We start from the raw sequence: 19,548 nt of genomic DNA on the forward strand, positions 1-19,548 counted from the left end.
GCCTCGTGCCACGCGGAGACGGAAAGCTGTCCCATGACCTCCTCCCAGGTGAGAAGGGACCCCAGGACGCCTGCGGTGTCTTCGGCGTCTGGGCCCCGGGCGAGGACGTCGCCAAGCTGACCTACTACGGGCTGTACGCGCTGCAGCACCGTGGCCAGGAGTCCGCGGGCATCGCGACCTCCAACGGCCACCAGATCCTCGTCTACAAGGACATGGGCCTGGTGTCCCAGGTCTTCGACGAGCGGAGCCTGTCCACCCTTCGCGGCCACATGGCCGTCGGGCACTGCCGCTACTCCACGACCGGCGGGTCCACGTGGGAGAACGCGCAGCCGACGCTCGGCGGTCACGAGACCGGCACCGTCGCGCTCGCCCACAACGGCAACCTCGTCAACTCCGCCGAGCTGCGCGAGCTCGTCGAGAGCTACGGCGAGGAGATCCCCGGCGACGACGGCCGGATCCGCCGGATCACCGACGGCGAGCTGCGTCGCGGCAACACCTCCGACACGGCGCTCGTCACCGCGCTGCTCGCCCACGACGAGGACAGCAGCCTCGAGGAGGCGGCCATGGCGCTGCTCCCCAAGCTGCAGGGCGCCTTCTGCTTCGTCTTCATGAACGAGGACACCCTCTACGCCGCGCGCGACCCGCAGGGCCTGCGCCCGCTCGTCATCGGCCGGCTCGAGCGCGGCTGGGTCGTCGCCTCCGAGACCGCGGCCCTCGACATCGTCGGCGCCTCCTTCGTCCGCGAGATCGAGCCCGGCGAGCTCGTCGCGATCGACGAGGACGGCCTGCGCACCCGCCAGTTCGCGCAGCCGCGGCGCAAGGGCTGCGTCTTCGAGTACGTCTACCTCGCCCGTCCGGACACGACGATCAACGGCCGCACGGTCCACGAGGCCCGCGTCGAGATGGGCCGCGCCCTCGCCCGCGAGCACCCCGTGGAGGCCGACCTCGTCATCCCGACGCCGGAGTCCGGCACACCGGCGGCGATCGGCTACGCCCAGGAGTCCGGCGTCCCCTTCGGGCAGGGCCTGGTGAAGAACGCCTACGTCGGCCGCACCTTCATCCAGCCCAGCCAGACGATCCGCCAGCTCGGGATCCGGCTGAAGCTCAACCCGCTCAAGCACGTCATCAAGGGCAAGCGCCTCATCGTCGTCGACGACTCGATCGTCCGCGGCAACACCCAGCGCGCCCTCGTGCGCATGCTGCGCGAGGCCGGCGCGGCAGAGGTGCACGTGCGCATCTCCTCGCCGCCGATCAAGTGGCCCTGCTTCTTCGGCATCGACTTCGCGACCCGCGCCGAGCTCATCGCGACCGGGCTCGGCGTGGAAGAGATCCGCACCTCGCTCGGCGCCGACTCCCTCGGCTACATCAGCGAGGAGGGCATGATCGCCGCGACCGAGCAGCCCGAGCACGAGCTGTGCACGGCCTGCTTCTCCGGCACCTACCCGATGGAGCTGCCGAGCGAGGACCGCCTCGGCAAGTCCCTGCTCGAGCTCGAGTTCACCCCCACCGAGGAAGCGGTACGACGCCCGTGACGACGCCGGACAAGACCCCGATCACCTACGCCGACGCCGGCGTCGACGTCGAGGCCGGTGACCGGGCCGTCGACCTGATGAAGGAGTCGGTCCGGCGCGCCACCCGGCCCGAGGTCCTCGGCGGGCTCGGCGGCTTCGCCGGCATGTTCGACGCGAGCGCCCTGCGGGGCATGCGACGGCCGGTGCTCGCGACCTCCACCGACGGCGTCGGCACCAAGGTCGCGATCGCCCAGGCCATGGACCGTCACGACACGATCGGCCAGGACCTCGTCGGCATGGTCGTCGACGACATCGTCGTCTGCGGCGCCGAGCCGCTCTTCATGACCGACTACATCGCGACGGGCAAGGTCGTCCCCGAGCGCATCGCGGCGATCGTCGCGGGCATCGCGAAGGGGTGCGAACTCGCGGGTGTCGCGCTCGTCGGCGGCGAGACCGCGGAGCACCCCGGCCTGCTGGACCCGGACGAGTACGACGTGGCCGGTGCCGCCACCGGCGTCGTCGAGCACGACGAGGTCCTCGGGCCGGACCGCGTCGCCCCCGGCGACGTCGTCCTCGCGCTCGCCTCCTCGGGCCTGCACTCCAACGGCTACTCGCTCGTGCGGCAGGTCATCGCCTCGGCCGGCTGGGCGCTCGACCGCCACGTCGACGAGCTCGGCCGCGCCCTCGGCGACGAGCTCCTCGAGCCGACCCGCATCTACACCCGGGCGCTGCTCGACCTCGTCCGCGCGGAGGACGTCGACGTCCACGCGCTCAGCCACGTCACGGGCGGCGGCCTGGCCGCCAACCTCGCGCGGGTGCTGCCCGAGGGCACGATCGCCCGGGTCGACCGCGCGACGTGGACCCCGCCCGCGATCTTCTCGCTCGTCGGCGAGCTCGGCTCCGTGCCGCGCGCGGACCTCGAGCGCACGCTCAACATGGGCATCGGTTTCGTCGCGGCGCTGCCGCAGGCCTCCGTCGACACCGCCATCGCCCGCTCGCGGGCCGCCGGCATCGACGCCTGGGTCCTCGGTGAGGTCTCCGACGCCGCGACGACCCGCCCCGTGGCCGGCGTCGAGGTCGTCCAGGGCGCCAAGGGCGTGCACGGCGGGGCCGTGCAGGTCGTCGGGGAGCACGCCTGACCCCCGTGCGGGTGCTGGTGGCGGACGCCGAGGAGCAGCGTCGCCAGGCCCTCGTCGACGTCCTGGCCGCCGAGCCGGACCTGGAGGTGCTGACGCCCGCGGCCACGGTCGCCGAGATCGCCTCGACCCCGGAGCCGGCCGTCGTGCTGCTCGTGGGCGGCCTGCGGTTCTCCGGGCCCGTCGAGGCGCTCGGTCAGGTCCGTCACGACGACGCGCCGGCGTGGGTCGTCCTCACCGAGGACACCGACGAGCTGGCGGCGATCATCGCCGCGGGCGCCGACGGGTGCCTCGCGGAGTCGAGCACGCCGGTGCAGATCGGTGCCGCCGTGCGCGCGGCCGCCAACGGCGACCAGGCGTCGCTGGACCAGCCGGTGACCGGGCCCCTCGTGCAGCGGGTGCGCCGGGAGCGGCCACCGCTGACCGAGCGTGAGATCGAGGTGCTGCAGCTGGTGGAGGCCGGGCTGGGCAACCAGGAGATCGCCGCCCGGCTCTACCTCAGCCTGTCGAGCGTGAAGTCACACCTGTCGCACACGTACGGTCGTCTCGGGGTCCGGCGCCGTGAGGCAGCCGTCGCCGAAGCGCGTCGTCAGGGACTGATCTGACGGAGCGTCACCGCTCCGCCGAGGACCAGGGGTCGTGCTCGTAGTCCTCGTCGGTGTCCTGGGTGTCGTTGCGCGTCGCGCGACGAACCGGGTTGTCCGACTGACCGTGAAGTTCCGCCTCAAGCGCTCGCAGATCAGTGTCCGGCGAGTAGTACTTCAACTCGCGGGCCACCTTGGTCTGCTTCGCCTTCGCTCGGCCGCGCCCCATGGCGTGACCCCCTCATACGCTAGTGCGGGTCGGCACTGATCTTCCCGCCATCCCCAGGGGACGGCGGATCTACCAGAGCGGACCCGGATCTGTGTGGTTTCTCGTGAGTCCAACCGTACATGGTCCGAGTCTGTTCCGTACCATCGGTGCGAGGCGCGACCCGTAGGATCTGCCCGGACCGGCAGACGAAGGGAGCCCAGGTGGCAGCGGACGAGGTGGGGACCCCCCTTCGCGCCCTCGTGGTGACCGTCGTGCACCACCCGCAGGACTCCCGGATCCGGCACCGCGAGATCTCCGCGCTGCTCGCGGCGGGTTGGCAGGTGACCTATCTCGCTCCCTTCGTCGCCCACGGGCTCGAGGTCCCGGCGCCTGCCGGAGGGCTGGAATGCCACGACCTGCCCCGCGCCGCCGGCCGTGACCGCCTGACCGCCGCCCGGGCCGCCCGCGCGGCCGTCCGCCGGCTCGGCCCGGAGCACGACGTGGTGGTCGTCCACGACCCCGAGCTGCTCCCCGCGACCGCCGGTCTGGGGCTGGAGCACCTGGTCTGGGACGTCCACGAGGACCCGGCCGGCGCGCTGGCGGTCAAGGAGTGGATGCCCGGTCCGCTGCGCCGCCCGGTCGCCGGGGCCTGGCGCCTCGCCGAGCGGCTCGTGGAGCGCCGGCACCCGCTGCTGCTCGCCGAGCACGCGTACGCCGACCGGTTCCGGGGCGAGCACGCCGTCGTGCCCAATGCCGTCGTCGTGCCCGAGGAGGTCCCGCCCGCCGGGGGCGCCCGGCTCGTGCACGTCGGCAACCTCACGCTCGCCCGAGGCAGCGAGGTCATGGCCGAGGTGGCCCGTCTGGCCCACGCCGGGTCCGACGGTGCGATCACGCTGGAGGTCGTCGGTCCGGCCCGGGACGAGGGCTCGCGGACGGCGATGGAGGCCGCAGCTGCCGAGGGGGTGCTCGTGTGGCACGGCTTCCAGCCCGCGGAGCGGGCGATGGCGATGATCGACGGTGCGCTCGCCGGGCTGTCCCTGCTGCGCGACCTGCCGAACTACCGCGGCTCGATGCCGACCAAGGTCGTCGAGTACCTGGCCCACGGCGTGCCCGCCATCACGACCCCGCTGCCGCTCGCCCGCGAGGTCGTCGAGGAGGCGGACGCGGGGGTGGTCGTGCCCTTCGACGACGCGCGCGCCGCCGCCGACGCCGCGCTGCGGCTCTGGCGCGACCCGTCCGGGGCGGCCGCGATGGGCGCCCGCGGCCGCGCGCTCGTGCGCGAGCGCTACGACTGGGCGAAGGGGGGCGCCGCCTTCGTCGACGCCCTCACGCAGATCGCCGCGGCCCGCTCGCCGGGCCGCGCCTGACCCCCCTTCGCCCGACCGCTCGTCCGCATTGCCCTAGGGGAATGCAGCCTCTCGCCGCCAGGACTCCGCATTGCCCTAGGGGAATGCAGAGTCCTGGCGCGCGAACCCTAGGACGAGGTGGGGGTGCCGGGGTCGCCGGCCGCCACGATCCGGCCCAGCCCGCCACGCAGGCGCGGGGGCAGGGCGTCGACGGTCCCGACGAGCGTGATCTCGCGGGGGGCGAGGCGCACGAGGGCCTTGCGGACCTGCGCGGGGAGGCGCTCGCTGCGGGTGAGCAGGAGCGGCGCGCCGGTGTGCCCCGAGGCGGCGATGGCCGTGAGCATCTCGACGCCGGTGGAGTGGACCGTGATCATCACGTCGCCGCCGGGCTCCACGGCGTCGTGCAGGGCGGCCGAGATGGCCATCGGGCCGCCGTCGGGACCGAACTCGATCTCCGCCCCGGTCGCTCCGCGCAGCGCCTCGACGGTCTCGGTCTCCCAGTCCTCCTCGTCGCCCGCGAGCAGCAGCCGCTGCGGACCGAGGTCGGCCAGGGCAGCGCGCAGCTCCTCGGGCAGGGTCTCGGACTCGCAGACGACGACCGCCCGGCCGTGGGCGGCCGCGACCTGCGAGATGACCGGCGCGCGGCCGGCGCTCGAGCCCAGCGTGACGTGGACGGTCTCGGTGTCGGCCGGGGGGAAGAGCTGGAGCAGGCGCGCGGAGACCACGGCCGCGTCATCGCTGTCGACGTGCTCGACCGGGCCGCCGGTGATCTCCTCGAGCGTCGCCCGGGTGTCGGGGTGGACGTGCTCGTCACCACCGACGACGACGACCCGCTCGGCGGCGAGCCGCTCCAGCTCCTCGCGGGCCGAGCCGGGCACGGAGCCGGGGCGCACCCACAGCAGCGGCCAGCCGAGGCGCGCGGCGATCGGCGCGACGGCGCGACCCATCGCGGCGCGCTGGACGCTGACGACGAAGACGCCCTCGACGCCCGGCTCCCAGGTGCCGCGCACGGTGGCGGCCGTGACCTCGAAGCGGTTGCTGCCGCCGAAGCGCCGCGTGCCCGCGACGTCGGGGTCGGGGACGGGGGCGGACTTGCGCTGCACGCGCTTGGGCAGCGTCGCCTCGTACTGGGGCAGGACCTCGTCGGTCGGGCCGTCCGCGATGAGCCGACCCTGCTCCATCCACAGCACCCGGTCACAGATCTGGCGGATGTTGCCGTTGGAGTGCGAGACGAGGAAGACGGTGCCGGCCTGCTCGCGGATCTGGGCGATGCGCTCGGCGCTCTTCTGCCGGAAGGCCCCGTCCCCGGTGGCGAGCGCCTCGTCGATCATCAGCACGTCGGGTGCGGCCGCGGTCGAGATCGCGAAGCGCAGCCGGGCGCCCATGCCGGAGGAGTACGTGCTCATCGGCAGGTACACGGCGTCGCCGATCCCGGAGAACTCGACGATCTCGTCGAAGCGCTCGGCGATCTCGTCCTTGCTCAGCCCGAGCGCCTGGGCGCCGATGTAGATGTTGCGCTCGCCGCTCAGCTTGCTCATCAGGACCGCGTTGACGCCGAGGAGGGAGGGCTCGCCGGCCACCCACAGCCGCCCGGCGGAAGGGGGGATCAGCCCGGCCACGGCGCGCAGCAGCGTCGACTTGCCCGACCCGTTGCGGCCGATGATGCCGATGGACTCGCCGTGGTGCGCGACGAAGCTGACGTCCTTGACGGCATGCACCTCGCGCGTGCGCGGCATCCGCTCGGCGCCCACCATCGAGCGGAGCGAGCGCGCGCGGCCCTGCCCGGAGGGGGTGCCGCGGCGCCCGCCGCCGAAGACCTGGTACTTGACGTCGAGGTGGCTCACGACCACCGTCGGGGTGCCGATCTCGGGGCCCGTGCCCGGTGCGTGCTCAGCCACGGCCGTACTTCGCCTCGTCGCGCCAGAAGATGACCAGGCCCACGCAGGCGAGCCCGATGCCCCAGGCGGCCATCGCGAGCCAGTCGGTGAGGACGACGCCGTGCTCGGCGTCGGTGAGCAGGGCCTGGCGGCCGATCGTCAGCATGAGCGAGAAGGGCTGGTAGACGAGCAGGTCGTGCCAGACCGTCGGGAGGTTCTGCGCGTAGTGCTCGACCGGGAAGAAGACGCCCGAGACGTAGCGCAGGAGCCGCACCGTGACGGGGATGAGGTTGCCGATGTCGCGCGAGGCGTTGACCAGCCGGGCGCCGATGAAGGCGATGCCGAGCAGCGCGAGCCCCTGGAGCGCGAGCGCGACGGGGAAGAGCAGCCACTCCCAGTCGGGCGTCTCCCCGGTGACGAACATCAGGACGAAGAGCAGGAGGAAGGCCGGCAGCGCCGCGAGGAGCTCGGTGAGGGTCACCGAGATCGGCAGGATCGCGCGGGGGAAGTGCAGCGCGCGCACCAGCGAGAGGTTGCCGGTGATCGCCTTGACGCCGCGCGTGATGACCGACGAGGTGAACATGAACATCACCACGCCGATGGCGAGGAAGGCGATGAAGTTCTCGACGCCACCCTGGGTGTTGAGCAGCAGCCCGAAGATGACGAAGTAGCTGCCGATGAGCATCGCCGGGTTCAGCACGGCCCAGAGCTGCCCGAGGTGGTTGTCCTCGTTCCTGGCGTACGACTCGGCGGACGACAGGGTCCACACGAAGGACCGCCGGCGCCACAGGTCCCCGAGGTACCGGCGGAGGGGCGGACGCTCCGAGAGCGTCCGCAGCCCGTGCCGAGCCGCGAGCTCCGCGGCCTCGTCGCTGCTGAGTGCCGGGGGGAGGGGGGCCCGCTCGGGGGCCTCCGTCACAGGCGCTCGACCTTGTCGCTGTCCTGGGCGACGCCGCGCGTGTCGAAGAAGCGCTGCGCCGTGCCGGCGAGCGCCTCCACGTCGAAGGTCTTGTGGTTCTGGACGAGGACGGTCAGGTCCGCGGCGGCCACGGCGGCGTCGAGGTCCTCGACGCGCTCGGCCTCGGGCACGGCTCGCCAGTCGGCGACCTTGGCGTCGAAGTACTGGACGGTCGCCCCCTTCGCGATGAGCTGCTGGGCCAGCGGGACGGCCGGCGACTCACGCTGGTCGGCGATGTCGGGCTTGTACGTCACGCCGAGCAGGAGCACCGTCGAGCCCCGCAGCGGCTTGGCGTCCTCGTTGAGGATGTTCTGCGCGCGCTGGACGATGTACGCCGGCATCGTCGAGTTGATCTCCTGGGCGAGCTCGACGAAGCGGAAGGGGTAGCCCAGCTTCGCGCGGACGTTGTAGGAGAGGTAGTTGGGGTCGATCGGGATGCAGTGCCCGCCGACGCCGGGGCCGGGGTAGAAGGCCTGGAAGCCGAAGGGCTTGGTCTTGGCCGCCGCGATGACGTCCCACAGGTCGATGTCGAGGTCGTGGCAGAAGCGCGCCATCTCGTTGACCAGGGCGATGTTGATGTGGCGGTAGGTGTTCTCCAGCAGCTTGGCCGTCTCGGCCTCGCGGGTGCCCTTGGCCCGCACGACTGTGTCGACGAACTGGCCGTAGAAGGCCGCGGCCGCGTCACCGCAGGCGGGGGTGTGGCCGCCGACGACCTTGGGGGTGTTCTTGGCGCCGAACGTCTCGTTGCCCGGGTCGATCCGCTCGGGCGAGAAGGCGAGGTGGAAGTCCTGGCCCGCGACGAGGCCCTTGGCCTCGAGGACCGGGCGGACGACCTCGTCGGTCGTGCCGGGGTAGGTCGTCGACTCGAGGATGACCGTCTGGCCGGCGTGCAGGTGCTCGGCGATCGTCGCGACGGCCGAGTTGATCGGGCCGAGGTCCGGGCCGCCGTCCTCGGAGAGGGGGGTCGGCACGCAGATGACGATCGTCGTGACCTCGTCGAGGCGACCGGCGTCGGTCGTGGCCTCGAAGCCCGCGTCGAGCATCGCGCGGATGTCGTCGTCCGACAGGTCGTCGACGTGCGACCTCCCGGAGTTCAGCGCGTCGACGACGCCCTGGTTGATGTCGAAACCGAGGACCTTGACCCCGACCTTGGAGGCTTCCTGGGCCAAGGGCAGTCCGACATAGCCCTGGCCGATGATCGCGACGTCCGCCACTGTGCATCCTTCTCGGTAGTCGTGCCCCGGAGGGCATGGGTAGCCACCGGGCGTCCGGTGGCTGGCGCGATCATACCGGCCGCCCCTGCGGGGTCGCAGGGCACGCGCCTACAGTGGCGCCATGCCAGGCGCGCCCGGAACCCCCCTTCCCGTCGTCCTCGCCACGAGCAACGGCGTCGGCATGGGGCACCTGACCCGGCAGCTCACGGTCGCGCTCAGCGCGCCGGAGGCCCTCGATCCCGTCCTCATGTCGCTCTCGGGTGCGCTGCCGACCGTCCGCACGGCCGTCGCCGAGGGGCGCCTGCCGGAGCTGCACGGCGTGCGCACCGAGTACTGCCCGTCCCGCAAGAGCGGATGGCTGCCGAAGGGGGGACCCGCCCGGCGGTTGCGCGAGGTCCACCCCGCGTACAACTGGGAGCCGTACTTCGCCGACCGGGTCCGCGCGCTCGTCGCCGAGACCGGCGCCCGGCTCGTGCTCTTCGACGGCGTCGTCCCGTACGCCGGCCTGCGGTCCGCCCGCGAGCGGCTCGCGTCGACCCCCTTCGTCTGGATGCGCCGGGGGATGTGGCGCCCGGGCGCGGGCGAGAAGTTCCTCGAGCACGCCGCCCTCTTCGACCTCGTCGTCGAGCCGGGCGACTTCGCGCAGGCCGCGGACCGCGGCCCGACGGCCGGCCGCGGCGACGCGACCCGGGTCGCCCCGATCTCCATCGGCGAGGTGATCACGCTCCAGGACCGTGTGCAGGCCCGGCGTGCGCTCGGCCTGGACCCGGACCGGCCCGCGCTCCTGCTCACCCCCGGCACCGGGGCGCTCGAGGACGTCGGGTCCCCGGTGCGCGTGGCCCTGGAGACGCTGCGCCGCTCCGCACCCGACTGGCAGGTCGCGGTGACCAGCCCCGCCCTCGCCCGGCACGGGATCGCCGGCGACGACGTCGTGCTCCTCACCGACACCTACCCGCTCGCGCGCTCGCTCGCGGCCTTCGACGCGGCGGTGAGCGCGGCCGGCTACAACTCGGTCCACGAGCTGCTCGGTGCCGCGGTCCCGACCGTGCTCGTGCCCGGCCAGGCCCTGGGCACCGACGACCAGCCCGGTCGCGCCGCGGAGCTCGCCTCGTCGGGCGCCTGCCTCGCCGTCGCGCCGGACGACCCGGACGCGATGCGGACCGCGGTCGCCCGGGTCGTCGACCCGTCCGCCGCGGACGACCTGCGCGCCGCCTGCCGCGAGCTGCCGCGCGCCACGGGCGGCGCCGAGACCGCCGACCTCCTCGTCGAGCTCGCCGCGGGCGCTCCCGTCCCGGCGAGCCTGACGGAGGGCGGGCCGTGGGGACCTCCGGCCTGGCGCCGCGCGCTGCCCGACCCGCGCACCCCCGTCGAGATCGTCTCCGAGGGCGGTGCCGACGATGCGGTGCGAAGGGGGGCCCGCCCCCTTCGCGTCACGCAGGACCTGCCGGCGCACCGGGTCGGCGAGGACCCGCTCGAGCACCTCGTCGAGGGGTCCTCGGACGAGTACCGCCGGGTGCGGATGGACGTCGCGCGCTGGATCTACCGGTCCGGGCGCTGACGGCGGCGGGCGACCTCTCGGCGCGCCCGGCCCACCCGACGGCGGGCCAGCCGCAGCAGCGCCACCGGTGCCGAGTGCTCGCGGGCGACGCGGCGCGACCACGCCTCGTCGCCGACCGCACCGACGCCGACGACGGCGCCGTCGACCCAGGTGCGCCAACGTCCGGCCGCCGGGTCCTCGACGGGGGTCGGGCCGTCGACGTGGAGCAGGTCGGCCGCCTCCGCGATGCGCCGGTCCAGGCCCGGCGCGTCGGCGACGAGGTCGGCGGCACCGACACCGTGCCGCAGGGCGGTCGCGAGCAGCTCGCTGCGGGCGAGGTAGCAGGGACCGGCCGCGCTGTGGACGCGCACGAGCCGGCGGTGCGGACGGTGCAGGTGGCGCACGAGGCGCTCGACCGCACCGTCGACGAAGACGGTGCCCTCCCGGTGCACGAGCACGAGCTCGGACGAGGCGACGGCCGCGGCGAGGGCCTCGGGGGCGCCCGGCGCATCGGCGTCGACGCGGACGGGCGCGGCGTGTCCGGCAGGCATGGCCCCACCCTAGGGGCGGGCGCGGTGGATAGCGTGGCCCCATGCGCGCGCTGACCACGGACCCCGCGGCGGGGGACACCCCGCTCGGCCGGGTGCCCGGGCCGGACAGCGACCGCCGGGCCCGGCTCGACCTCACCGGCACGGGCTGGACCCTGAGGAGCCCGTGGCGCCGGGGCACCGGCGGCACCTGGCAGCAGCCCGGCGCGCTCGACGACGGGCTCGAGCGCCTCGACCACGTCCACGCCCTGGTGGTCGACGCCGAGCCGACCGGCCCCTCGCCCGACGCCGCGACGACCGCGGCCCTGGCCACCTTCGTCACCCGGGCGATCGCCCGGGGCACCTTCGTCGTGGGCGACCTGCCCGCCGTCGTCTCCCGCCGGGTGCACGCCGACGTGCCGGGCGCCGCCCACGGCCGGCCCGGCGACCTCGCCTTCGACGTCGCGTCGGTGCGCCAGCGGCGGCAGGTGCTCGCGCCCCGCGTCGGGCACTCCCTGGCCCCGACGGTCTCGGTGCTCCTCGCCACCCGCCGGCCGCACCTGCTCGACGCGATCGCCGCGATGCTGCGCGCCCAGACCTACCGCCGGCTCGAGGTCGTCGTCGCCGTCCACGGCGGCGACCCCGACGACCTGCCCCGGCCCGACCTCGGCGACCTCGACGTGCGCGTCATCGCCACGCCGGCCGACCGCAGCCTCGGGCACGCCCTCGCGCTCGCGGCCGAGGCGGCGAGCGGCGAGCTGCTCACCAAGGTCGACGACGACGACCACTACGGGCCCGACCACGTCCTCGACCTCGTCATCGCCCGCCACGTCTCGGGGGCTCCGGTCGTCGGCAAGAGCAGCACCGTCGTCCACGTCGAGTCGCTGGACACCACCGTGCGGCGAGTCATCGGGACCCCCGAGTCGCTGGTGCACCGGGTCGCGGGCGGCACGATCCTCGTCGGCGCCGACGAGCTGCGCGCCCTCGGCGGGTGGGCCGACGTGCCCCGGGCCGTGGACAGTGCCCTCATGCGGGCCGCGACCGCCGCCGGCGCGGCGATCTACCGACCGCACGACATCGGCTACGTCTACGTGCGGCACGCCGGCGAGGGGCACACGTGGTCCGCGGACGCCGGTCACTTCCTCGCCAACGCGCGCGAGCAGTGGCTCGGGTTGCTGCGCCACCCGGACTTCGGTACCTGAGGGCACGCCGGGTCCGCGTTTCGGAGCCTCGCAGGGGTGCGTGCCAGACTGATCAGCCGTACCACGCCCCCGATACGGCAAAGGACCACGATGGCTCCCCTGGTTGTGCACGTCACCGGTGCCCGCCCGAACTTCCCCAAGGCAGCGCCCGTCCTCGAGGCGCTCGGCACCTACGACGTGGAGCAGCTGCTCGTGCACACGGGCCAGCACTACGACGACAAGATGTCCGACATCTTCTTCCGCCAGCTGGGCATCCCCAAGCCCGACGTCAACCTCGGTGTCGGCTCCGGCCCGCACGGCGCGCAGACCGCCAAGGTCATGGAGGCGCTCGAGCAGCTCTTCACCGAGCGCCGCCCCGACCTCGTGGTCGTCTACGGCGACGTCAACTCCACCGTGGCCGCCGCGCTCGTCGCGTCGAAGATGGGCATCACCTTCGCCCACGTCGAGGCGGGCCTGCGCTCCTTCGACATGACGATGCCCGAGGAGATCAACCGGCTCGTCACGGACAAGCTGTCCGACCTGCTGCTCACGACGAGCACCGACGCCATCGGGCACCTCGGCAACGAGGGCACCGACCCCGACAAGATCCACTTCGTCGGCAACCCGATGATCGACACGCTCCTGAAGAACAAGGACCGCTTCGACGTCGAGGCCGCCCGCCGCGAGGTCGGCCTCGAGGGCGACTACATCGTCGCCACGCTGCACCGCCCCGGCAACGTCGACGACCCGGAGGACGTCCGGGCGCTCGTCGCCGCGATGCACGCCGTCGCCGACCAGGCGCAGGTCGTCATCCCGCTGCACCCGCGCGGCCGGGCCCGCCTCGAAGAGGCCGGCTTCCTCGACCACGACCGGATGCGCGTCATCGACCCGCTCGGCTACCTCGAGTTCATGGGCCTCGTCCGCGGCGCCGCCGCGGTCGTCACCGACTCCGGGGGCGTGCAGGAGGAGACGACGATCCTCGGGGTCCCGTGCCTCACCCTTCGTCCCAACACCGAGCGCCCGGTGACCATCACCCACGGCACCAACCAGCTCGTCACCCGGGAGACCCTCTCCGACCGCGTGCGCGAGGTGCTCGCCACCGGTCCGCTGCAGGCCTGGGACACCCCGCCCCTCTGGGACGGGCACGCCGGTGAGCGCATCGCCAAGGTGCTCGCCGGGTCCGTGGGCGCTCCCCGACGAGGGCAGGCGTGACCGCCGGGCCGGGGGACACCACGCTGACCGCGGACGCCAAGGAGTCAGCCGCCGAGGCGCACCACGGGGCGAAGGGGAAGAAGAACCTCCGTGGCGACATCGAGGGGCTGCGGGCGGTCGCCGTCGGCACCGTCCTGCTCTACCACGTCGGCATCCCGTTCATCCCGGGCGGCTTCGTCGGCGTCGACATCTTCTTCGTCATCTCCGGGTTCCTCATCACCTCGCTGCTGCTGCGCGAGGCGGTGCGCACCGGCGGGATCTCGATCGGCGACTTCTACGCCCGACGGGCCCGCCGACTGCTGCCGGCCGCGTCGGTCGTGCTGCTGTTCACCGCCGTCGCGGGGTGGCTCGTGCTGCCCGGGCCGGACCGGCTCAACCTCGGCACCGACGTCATCGCCGCGACCTTCTACGTCATCAACTGGGCGCTCGCGCTGCGGTCGGTGGACTACCTCGCGGAGGACGCGGCCCCCTCGGCGCTGCAGCACTACTGGTCGCTGTCCGTCGAGGAGCAGTTCTACGTCGTCTGGCCGCTCATCATCATCGCCGGGCTCTTCCTGGCCCGCCGCACGAGGATGCGGCCCAAGCCCTTGCTCTTCGGCATCCTCGGGATCATCGCGGCGGCCTCGCTCGTCTACTCGGTGCTGCACACGAGGTCAGACCCGGCGACCGCGTACTTCTACACGACGACGCGCGTGTGGGAGCTGGCGATCGGCGCGCTGCTCGCCTTCCTCGTGCTGCGCCTCACCGCGCTGCCGCGGCTCGCGGCCGAGCTCCTCGGCGGGGTCGGGCTGCTCATGATCCTGTGGTCGGCCTTCTTCCTGACCTCCAAGACCCCGTGGCCGGGGTCCTGGGCGCTCGTGCCGACCCTCGGCGCCGCCTGCATCATCGCCGCGGGCTGCTCGACGCAGGCCACGGCCACCGCGCGCCTGCTGAGCCTGAAGCCGATGGTGTGGATCGGTGGCCTGTCCTACGCGATCTACCTGTGGCACTGGCCGCTCATCACGCTCGCGCAGTCGGCCTACCCCGAGGTGCGCATCCGCCACCTCGTGGTGCTCGGCATCGTCTCGATCGTCCTCGCCTGGCTGACGAAGCACCTCGTCGAGGACCCGATCCGCTTCCACCCCGGCCTGAGCGCCAAGGCCTCCCGCGGCCTGCTCTTCGGCCTGGCGTCGATGATCGTCACCGCGCTCGTCGGCACCGCGGTCTGGGCGACGGTGCCCAAGCTCGACGAGAACGCGAAGGTGACGGGCGCGACGAGTCTCGTCGCCAACCCCGAGAGCGACGACTGGACCATCCGCGAGGACCTCGACCAGGTCGTCACGAACTCGGGGGCGGTCACGCCGGACCCGGCGGTGGCCCCCGAGGACGTGCCGAGCTACTACGACGACGACTGCCAGGTGCAGCCCGGCGACTCCGCGGTCGACACGTCCTGCGTCTACGGCGCCGAGGACGGCGACAAGACGATCGCCATGCTCGGCGACTCCAAGATGGGCCAGTGGTTCCCGGCCGTGGAGTCGATCGCGGGTAGCGAGAGCTGGCGCCTGGAGCTCTACCTCAAGTCGGCCTGCGCCTTCACCTACGACGGCGCCAAGTCCGACTGCGAGGAGTTCTCCAAGAACGCCAACAAGCACTTCGACGAGGAGGGGGCGCCCGACATCGCGCTCGTCTCCCAGGGTGCGCCCAGCTCGAAGGACCTGCGCGCCGGGATCGCCGAGGCGGTCAAGGAGCTGCAGGCCAAGGGCACCGAGGTCGTCATCGTCTCCGACTCCCCGCGCCCCGACCAGGGCGCCGTCTACACCTGCGTGGAGGAGCACCCGGACGACTTCTCGGCGTGCAGCTTCCCCGCCGCGGACAAGGGCCGCAAGGGCACCGGTACCAAGGCCCTCAAGGCCGCCGCCGACGAGACCACGGCGCCCTTCGTCGATCTCAACGAGTGGATCTGCCCGCCCGGTGACGAGTGCCCGCCGGTCATCGGCGACACGCTCGTCTACCGCCAGGGCAGCCACGTGACGGCCAGCTACATCCGCAGCCTGACGCCCATGCTCTACCGGGCGCTCGCCGCGGAGGACCTCACGACGAAGAACTCCAGCGAGATCACCGTCGACGACGTCCCGTAGCCAAGCCAAGGGCACGACGAAGGGGGGCCGCACCGGATCACCGGTGCGGCCCCCCGCTTCGTCGTCGGCGGACTCAGCCGAGCAGGCGGTGGTAGGCCTCGTCGGCGATCCGGGTGACATCGCTCCAGTCCCGCTCGGCGAGGACCCACTCGCGGGCCTGGCGGCCCATGCGCTCGCGCAGCTGCGGGTCGTCGAGGTAGCGAGCGATCTGGCGGGCCAGGTCGCTCGCGTCGCCCTTGTCGAAGACGAGGCCACGCACGTCGGGCTCGACGATCTCGGTGAGCGCCGCGACCGAGCTGGAGATGCACGCCTTGCCCATCGCCATGGACTCGAAGGGCTTGATCGGGCTGATCAGCTCGCACACCGGCAGCGGCAGTCGGGGGAAGGGGGTCACCTGGAAGATCGACAGGTAGCGGGCGACCTCCTCGTGCGGCACGCGCCCGGTGAAGGTGACGACGTCGAGGACGTCGAGGTCGCGCGCCAGGCGGTGCAGGTGACCCTCGTAGTGGCCGTCGCCGACGATGATGACGGCGAAGTCGTCGCGGGTCGCCTTCAGCTGTGCCGCGGCCTCGAGGAGCAGGTCCAGGCCCTCGTAGTCGACGAGGCCGCCGGCGTAGCCGATGACGGTCTTGCCGCGCAGCCCGAGCTCGTCGAGCAGCGCCTCGTCGGGCTGGCGGGGCTCGAACTGCGCGGTGTGGACACCGTTGGGCAGCACCGCGATCCGGTCGGCGGGGCCGCCGCGGCGGATCATCTCCTCGCGCAGCGCCTCGGTGATGACGAAGGTGAGGTCGGCGTTCTGGACGATGTGCAGCTCGAGCCCGGTCATGTACCGGTAGGCGTCGGTCGTGCCGAAGGCCGGGTTGCGCGAGATCTTCATCAGGTCCTCGAGACCGCGCATCTCGTAGACGAAGGGGATGCCCAGCCGCCGGGCGGCGCGCAGGCCGGCGAGGCCGTTGTTCTGGAAGCTGCTCGCGTGGATCAGGCCGGCGCGGTGCTCGCGGGCGACCTCCTCGACGCGGCTGGCGAAGCGCTCGATGTAGCCGGCCATCGGGGTCGTCGGGTACTCCCGCTCGCCGGGCTCGAGCAGCCGCACGTAGGTCATGGTGTCGACGGTGCTCGTGGGCTCGACCACGCGGCGGTCGCCCTGCCCCCAGAAGTCGTACGGGAAGCCGAGGCGGGTCGCGGCGAGCATTTCCCAGCCCAGGCCCTGCAGGCCGGTGAGGATGCCGTGGCTGCGCGTGGCGTAGCCGCCCGAGCGGTGCGGCAGGGACTGCGCGAGGACGGACAGCACGGCGCGGGGGCGCGGCTCGTAGGCCCGCTCCCGGGCCTCGTCGACGGGCCAGCCGGTGCGGCCGATGTGGATCTGGTCGCTGACCTGGTCGTGGGTGGGGCGAGCCTTCTTGAGCCCGCCCTCGACCAGGCGCCCGGTGATGACCTGGGCCGTGTCGAGCCAGCCCGCCCGGGCGGCACGCTGGGCGAGGGCGAGGGAGGTCTTCTTCGGGACGTTGCCGATCGTCTCGAGGCTGCTCGCGCGGTAGAGCTCGCGCAGCTCGTCCCAGCCCCTGAGGTCACCGAGGGCGCGCGTGGCGGAGCGGAAGCCCTCGGGTGAGGTCAGGCCCACCTCGAGTGCGGTCGCGCGCTGGGCGTCGTCGTCGCCGGCGCCGCGGATCTTGGTCTCGGTGCGCACGAGCTCGAGGGAGTGCTGGCTGTGGCTGACCCGCCACGTCGCGGCGTTGGCGAGGAAGGCCTCGGCCTCGGTGACGTCGTCGGCCGCGAACCAGCCGAGGAGCCGCTCGGCGTCCTTGGTCGTGCGGGGCTGGGTCGTCGCGGCGAGGGCGTTGGCGCGGGTGACGAGCTCGCGGTTGCGGGCGCGCTGGGCGACGGCCATCGACAGGCCGAGCGCCTCGGCGTCGGGCCCCAGGTCGAGGGCGGTGCGGGCCTCCACGAGCGCCTCGTCGAGCCGGCCCAGGGACATGTAGGACCAGGCCCGCAGGCCGTGACCGGTGGCGCCCAGGGCGGACTCCGGCAGGCGTCCGAGGAGGCGCAGGCCCTGCTCGTACTGCTTGCCGCCGAGGACGAGCAGGCGGGCCTGGGCGAAGATCGCGCGCATCCCGACCGAGCCGCCGTGGCTCGGCAGGGCGGCCAGGGGCTCGAGCGGCACGCGGCGGACGACGGCGCGCGCGGCGCGCTTGCCCTGGGTCTTCGCGGAGTTCTTGTCGATGGAGGCCAATGGGGGTCCTTGTCGTCGTCGGTCGCGGGGTCGCCGCGGGTCAGAGGCTCACGTGGGTCGTCGGGTCACCGTAGAAGAGCAGGCGCCCGGTCGCGGTGAGGAAGGTCGAGTCGGTGACCGTCCAGGTGTGCGAGAGGCGGTCGTCGCCGCGCACGGAGACGTAGTTGTAGCGGTCGCCGGACCACACGCGCACGCCCTGGGCCATCGAGCGGTCGAGGATGTCGGAGTCGACGGCGCGCGGGATGTCGCTGAAGCGGACCTCGCGCACGACGTCCCCGGCGAAGAGCATCGAGCCGCCCTGGATCCGCCGCTCGTAGCGGTGCTCGGAGTCGGGGTAGCGCAGCACGACGGCGCCGGTGGAGCGCAGCCACACGTAGTGGGCCCACTTGCCGACGATCCCGGCGTCGGTGTGCGCGAAGGCGCCGAGCAGGTCCGACAGGTAGCGCGGCCCGTAGATGTTGTCGTCGTCCATCTTGGCGATGTACCGGCCACCGGCCGCGTCGACGCCGAGGTTCATGCACGCCCCGAGGGTGAGCGAGGCATCGGCGTGGACGATCTGCAGGTCCGTGACGCCCGCCTCGGTGGCGCGGCGGCGCAGGTCGGCGTCGTCGGTGTCGAGGCCGTGCAGGACGAGGACGAGCTCGACGGCGGGGTGGTCCTGCCGGCCGAGGTTGGCGAAGACATTGTCCAGCTCGTGGGTGCGGTTGGTCGGCACGACGGCCGAGATCGTCGCGGGCGTGATCGCGGGGACCTCGAGCCCGGCGGCCGTGGCGAGCTCGCGGGCGCGGTGGGCGCCGGTGTGCCCGGCGAGGACCGCGCGCTGCAGCCGCAGCCCCTCGCGGGCGACGAGCTCCTCCTGGTTGACCCTGGCGACGAGCTCGCTGCGCAGGGACCTGCTGTCGGTGACGCGAGGGACGAGGGCGTCGACCTCCGCGGGCAGGTCGGCGTGCGCCTCGGTGCCGACGACCGGCGTGCGGGCGGCTGCGGCGGCGACCGTCGTCCAGGCCGCGTCGGGGGAGGTGGCCGACAGGTCGAGCAGGACGCTCGCGTCACTCGCGGTGACGGCGTCGCCCACGCGCTCGGCGAGGCCCGCGGGCAGGGTCACGACGGCGGACTTGCCCGGGCGGCGCACGAGACGCGTCTGCGAGCGCGGCATCGGGGTGAGCGCCTCCTCGACGAGGCGGAGGGAGGAGTCGTCGGCGAGGCGGGAGAGGCCGTCGACGACGGCGAGCGCGCCGGAGCGCCGCCCGGTCGTCGGGTCCTCGCGGTCGTCGCCCACGGTGCGCGGCTGGGCCGCGGGGGCCCACCGCTGCGCCTCGCGGCCGCTCGCGGAGATGGCGTCGATCGCGGCCTGCGAGGAGGCACCGACGACGGTGACGTCCTGCGCCCAGGCCCCGGGCGCGGTGTCGTCGGTGACCCAGAGGACGACGGGCAGGTCGGCCCCCTTCGCGTTCGTGAGCAGCTCGCCGAGCGCGCTGCCGTCACCCCACCCGGGGACGGAGCCGCCGCGTCCCTCGAGGACGAGCAGGTCGGCGCGCGTGAGCGCCTCGCGCCAGCTGCGGCGGTCGAGGTCACGCTGGGTCCACTCCGGGGCGAGCAGGCCGCCGAGGTGCGGGCCGGCGGCGACGGCGACCGTGAGGTCGAGCGCGGGGACCGGCGAGTGCGGGGCGGTGGTGGTGGGCGAAGGGGGCGACGCCAGCTCGGGCTGCGCGGTCGGCTGCTCCTGCGGTGCCGGCCCGGCGGTCGCGGGTGCGACGGGCGCGGCGGGGGCTGCGGGAGTGCTCGGCCGCAGCTCGCCGACCGCGGCACGGGCAGCCCGTCGCAACCTGTCGGTGAGGGCGGCGGGGTTCGTCGATCGGCTCACGACGGGTCATCCTTCCACGTCGGCACCCCGGTCGCCGGGAGGGGGA

Annotated in this window: 15 protein-coding genes; 8 read left to right on the plus strand and 7 right to left on the minus strand. The window is 73.5% G+C overall.

The window, feature by feature from the left end; all coding sequences use genetic code 11:
• Positions 1-5: 5 nt before the first annotated feature.
• Genes purF through ABC138_RS10075 form a run of 3 tightly spaced genes read left to right on the plus strand, consistent with a single transcriptional unit; the run spans position 6 to position 3,252 of the window.
• Complete coding sequence (purF, locus tag ABC138_RS10065) at positions 6-1,532, plus strand: amidophosphoribosyltransferase (RefSeq protein WP_068327043.1); 1,527 nt, start codon at positions 6-8, stop codon at positions 1,530-1,532.
• Positions 1,529-2,650 carry a phosphoribosylformylglycinamidine cyclo-ligase gene (purM, locus tag ABC138_RS10070; RefSeq protein ID WP_068327040.1) on the plus strand — a complete coding sequence of 374 codons (1,122 nt, stop codon included), beginning with the start codon at positions 1,529-1,531 and terminating at the stop codon, positions 2,648-2,650. Before purF ends, purM begins: the two co-directional genes overlap by 4 nt.
• A 5-nt stretch (positions 2,651-2,655) precedes the next feature.
• A complete protein-coding gene (locus tag ABC138_RS10075) occupies positions 2,656-3,252 on the plus strand; it encodes a response regulator transcription factor (protein WP_082807658.1) in 597 nt (198 codons plus the stop codon).
• 7 nt (positions 3,253-3,259) lie between these two features.
• Here the strand turns inward: ABC138_RS10075 and ABC138_RS10080 are convergent, their stop codons facing one another.
• Positions 3,260-3,460 (minus strand): DUF3073 domain-containing protein, encoded by a 201-nt coding sequence (locus tag ABC138_RS10080; protein ID WP_068327034.1) that lies wholly within the window; start codon positions 3,458-3,460, stop codon positions 3,260-3,262.
• 200 nt (positions 3,461-3,660) lie between these two features.
• Between ABC138_RS10080 and ABC138_RS10085 the strand changes: the two genes are divergently transcribed.
• Positions 3,661-4,806: a glycosyltransferase gene (locus ABC138_RS10085; protein ID WP_338538937.1), complete on the plus strand. Its 1,146-nt coding sequence runs from the start codon at positions 3,661-3,663 to the stop codon at positions 4,804-4,806.
• A gap of 107 nt (positions 4,807-4,913) precedes the next feature.
• On the opposite strand, the gene ABC138_RS10090 is transcribed toward ABC138_RS10085, so the two are convergent.
• The 3 genes from ABC138_RS10090 to ABC138_RS10100 are packed head-to-tail and all read right to left on the minus strand — an operon-like array spanning position 4,914 to position 8,834.
• Entirely contained in the window at positions 4,914-6,683 is a 1,770-nt protein-coding gene (locus tag ABC138_RS10090) for an ATP-binding cassette domain-containing protein (RefSeq protein ID WP_345913601.1), read from the minus strand.
• Positions 6,676-7,581: an ABC transporter permease gene (locus ABC138_RS10095; protein ID WP_068424958.1), complete on the minus strand. Its 906-nt coding sequence runs from the start codon at positions 7,579-7,581 to the stop codon at positions 6,676-6,678. Before ABC138_RS10095 ends, ABC138_RS10090 begins: the two co-directional genes overlap by 8 nt.
• Positions 7,578-8,834 (minus strand): nucleotide sugar dehydrogenase, encoded by a 1,257-nt coding sequence (locus tag ABC138_RS10100; RefSeq protein WP_338538934.1) that lies wholly within the window; start codon positions 8,832-8,834, stop codon positions 7,578-7,580. Before ABC138_RS10100 ends, ABC138_RS10095 begins: the two co-directional genes overlap by 4 nt.
• Positions 8,835-8,955: 121 nt before the next feature.
• On the opposite strand from ABC138_RS10100, the gene ABC138_RS10105 reads away from it, so the two are divergent.
• Positions 8,956-10,392, plus strand: coding sequence for a hypothetical protein (locus ABC138_RS10105; protein WP_345913602.1), 1,437 nt, complete (start codon positions 8,956-8,958; stop codon positions 10,390-10,392).
• On the opposite strand, the gene ABC138_RS10110 is transcribed toward ABC138_RS10105, so the two are convergent.
• On the minus strand, positions 10,374-10,922 hold the full coding sequence (locus ABC138_RS10110) for a hypothetical protein (RefSeq protein ID WP_345913603.1): 549 nt from the start codon (positions 10,920-10,922) through the stop codon (positions 10,374-10,376). The two genes, ABC138_RS10105 and ABC138_RS10110, sit on opposite strands and share 19 nt — an antisense overlap.
• A gap of 41 nt (positions 10,923-10,963) precedes the next feature.
• On the opposite strand from ABC138_RS10110, the gene ABC138_RS10115 reads away from it, so the two are divergent.
• The 3 genes from ABC138_RS10115 to ABC138_RS10125 all read left to right on the plus strand — a co-directional run bounded on the left by ABC138_RS10115 (position 10,964) and on the right by ABC138_RS10125 (position 15,408).
• Positions 10,964-12,100 carry a glycosyltransferase gene (locus tag ABC138_RS10115; RefSeq protein ID WP_345913604.1) on the plus strand — a complete coding sequence of 379 codons (1,137 nt, stop codon included), beginning with the start codon at positions 10,964-10,966 and terminating at the stop codon, positions 12,098-12,100.
• A 90-nt stretch (positions 12,101-12,190) separates the two neighbouring features.
• Positions 12,191-13,291: a UDP-N-acetylglucosamine 2-epimerase (non-hydrolyzing) gene (wecB, locus tag ABC138_RS10120; protein ID WP_338538930.1), complete on the plus strand. Its 1,101-nt coding sequence runs from the start codon at positions 12,191-12,193 to the stop codon at positions 13,289-13,291.
• Positions 13,288-15,408 carry an acyltransferase family protein gene (locus ABC138_RS10125; RefSeq protein ID WP_068327014.1) on the plus strand — a complete coding sequence of 707 codons (2,121 nt, stop codon included), beginning with the start codon at positions 13,288-13,290 and terminating at the stop codon, positions 15,406-15,408. Before wecB ends, ABC138_RS10125 begins: the two co-directional genes overlap by 4 nt.
• Positions 15,409-15,481: 73 nt before the next feature.
• On the opposite strand, the gene ABC138_RS10130 is transcribed toward ABC138_RS10125, so the two are convergent.
• Positions 15,482-17,638, minus strand: a complete 2,157-nt coding sequence (locus ABC138_RS10130; RefSeq protein WP_345913605.1) for a glycosyltransferase family 4 protein — start codon at positions 17,636-17,638, stop codon at positions 15,482-15,484.
• A gap of 40 nt (positions 17,639-17,678) precedes the next feature.
• On the minus strand, positions 17,679-19,502 hold the full coding sequence (locus ABC138_RS10135) for a glycosyltransferase (protein ID WP_345913606.1): 1,824 nt from the start codon (positions 19,500-19,502) through the stop codon (positions 17,679-17,681).
• Positions 19,503-19,548 lie beyond the last annotated feature (46 nt).

It is taken from the genome of Janibacter sp. LM (assembly GCF_039631275.1).
Taxonomy (GTDB): domain Bacteria; phylum Actinomycetota; class Actinomycetes; order Actinomycetales; family Dermatophilaceae; genus Janibacter; species Janibacter terrae.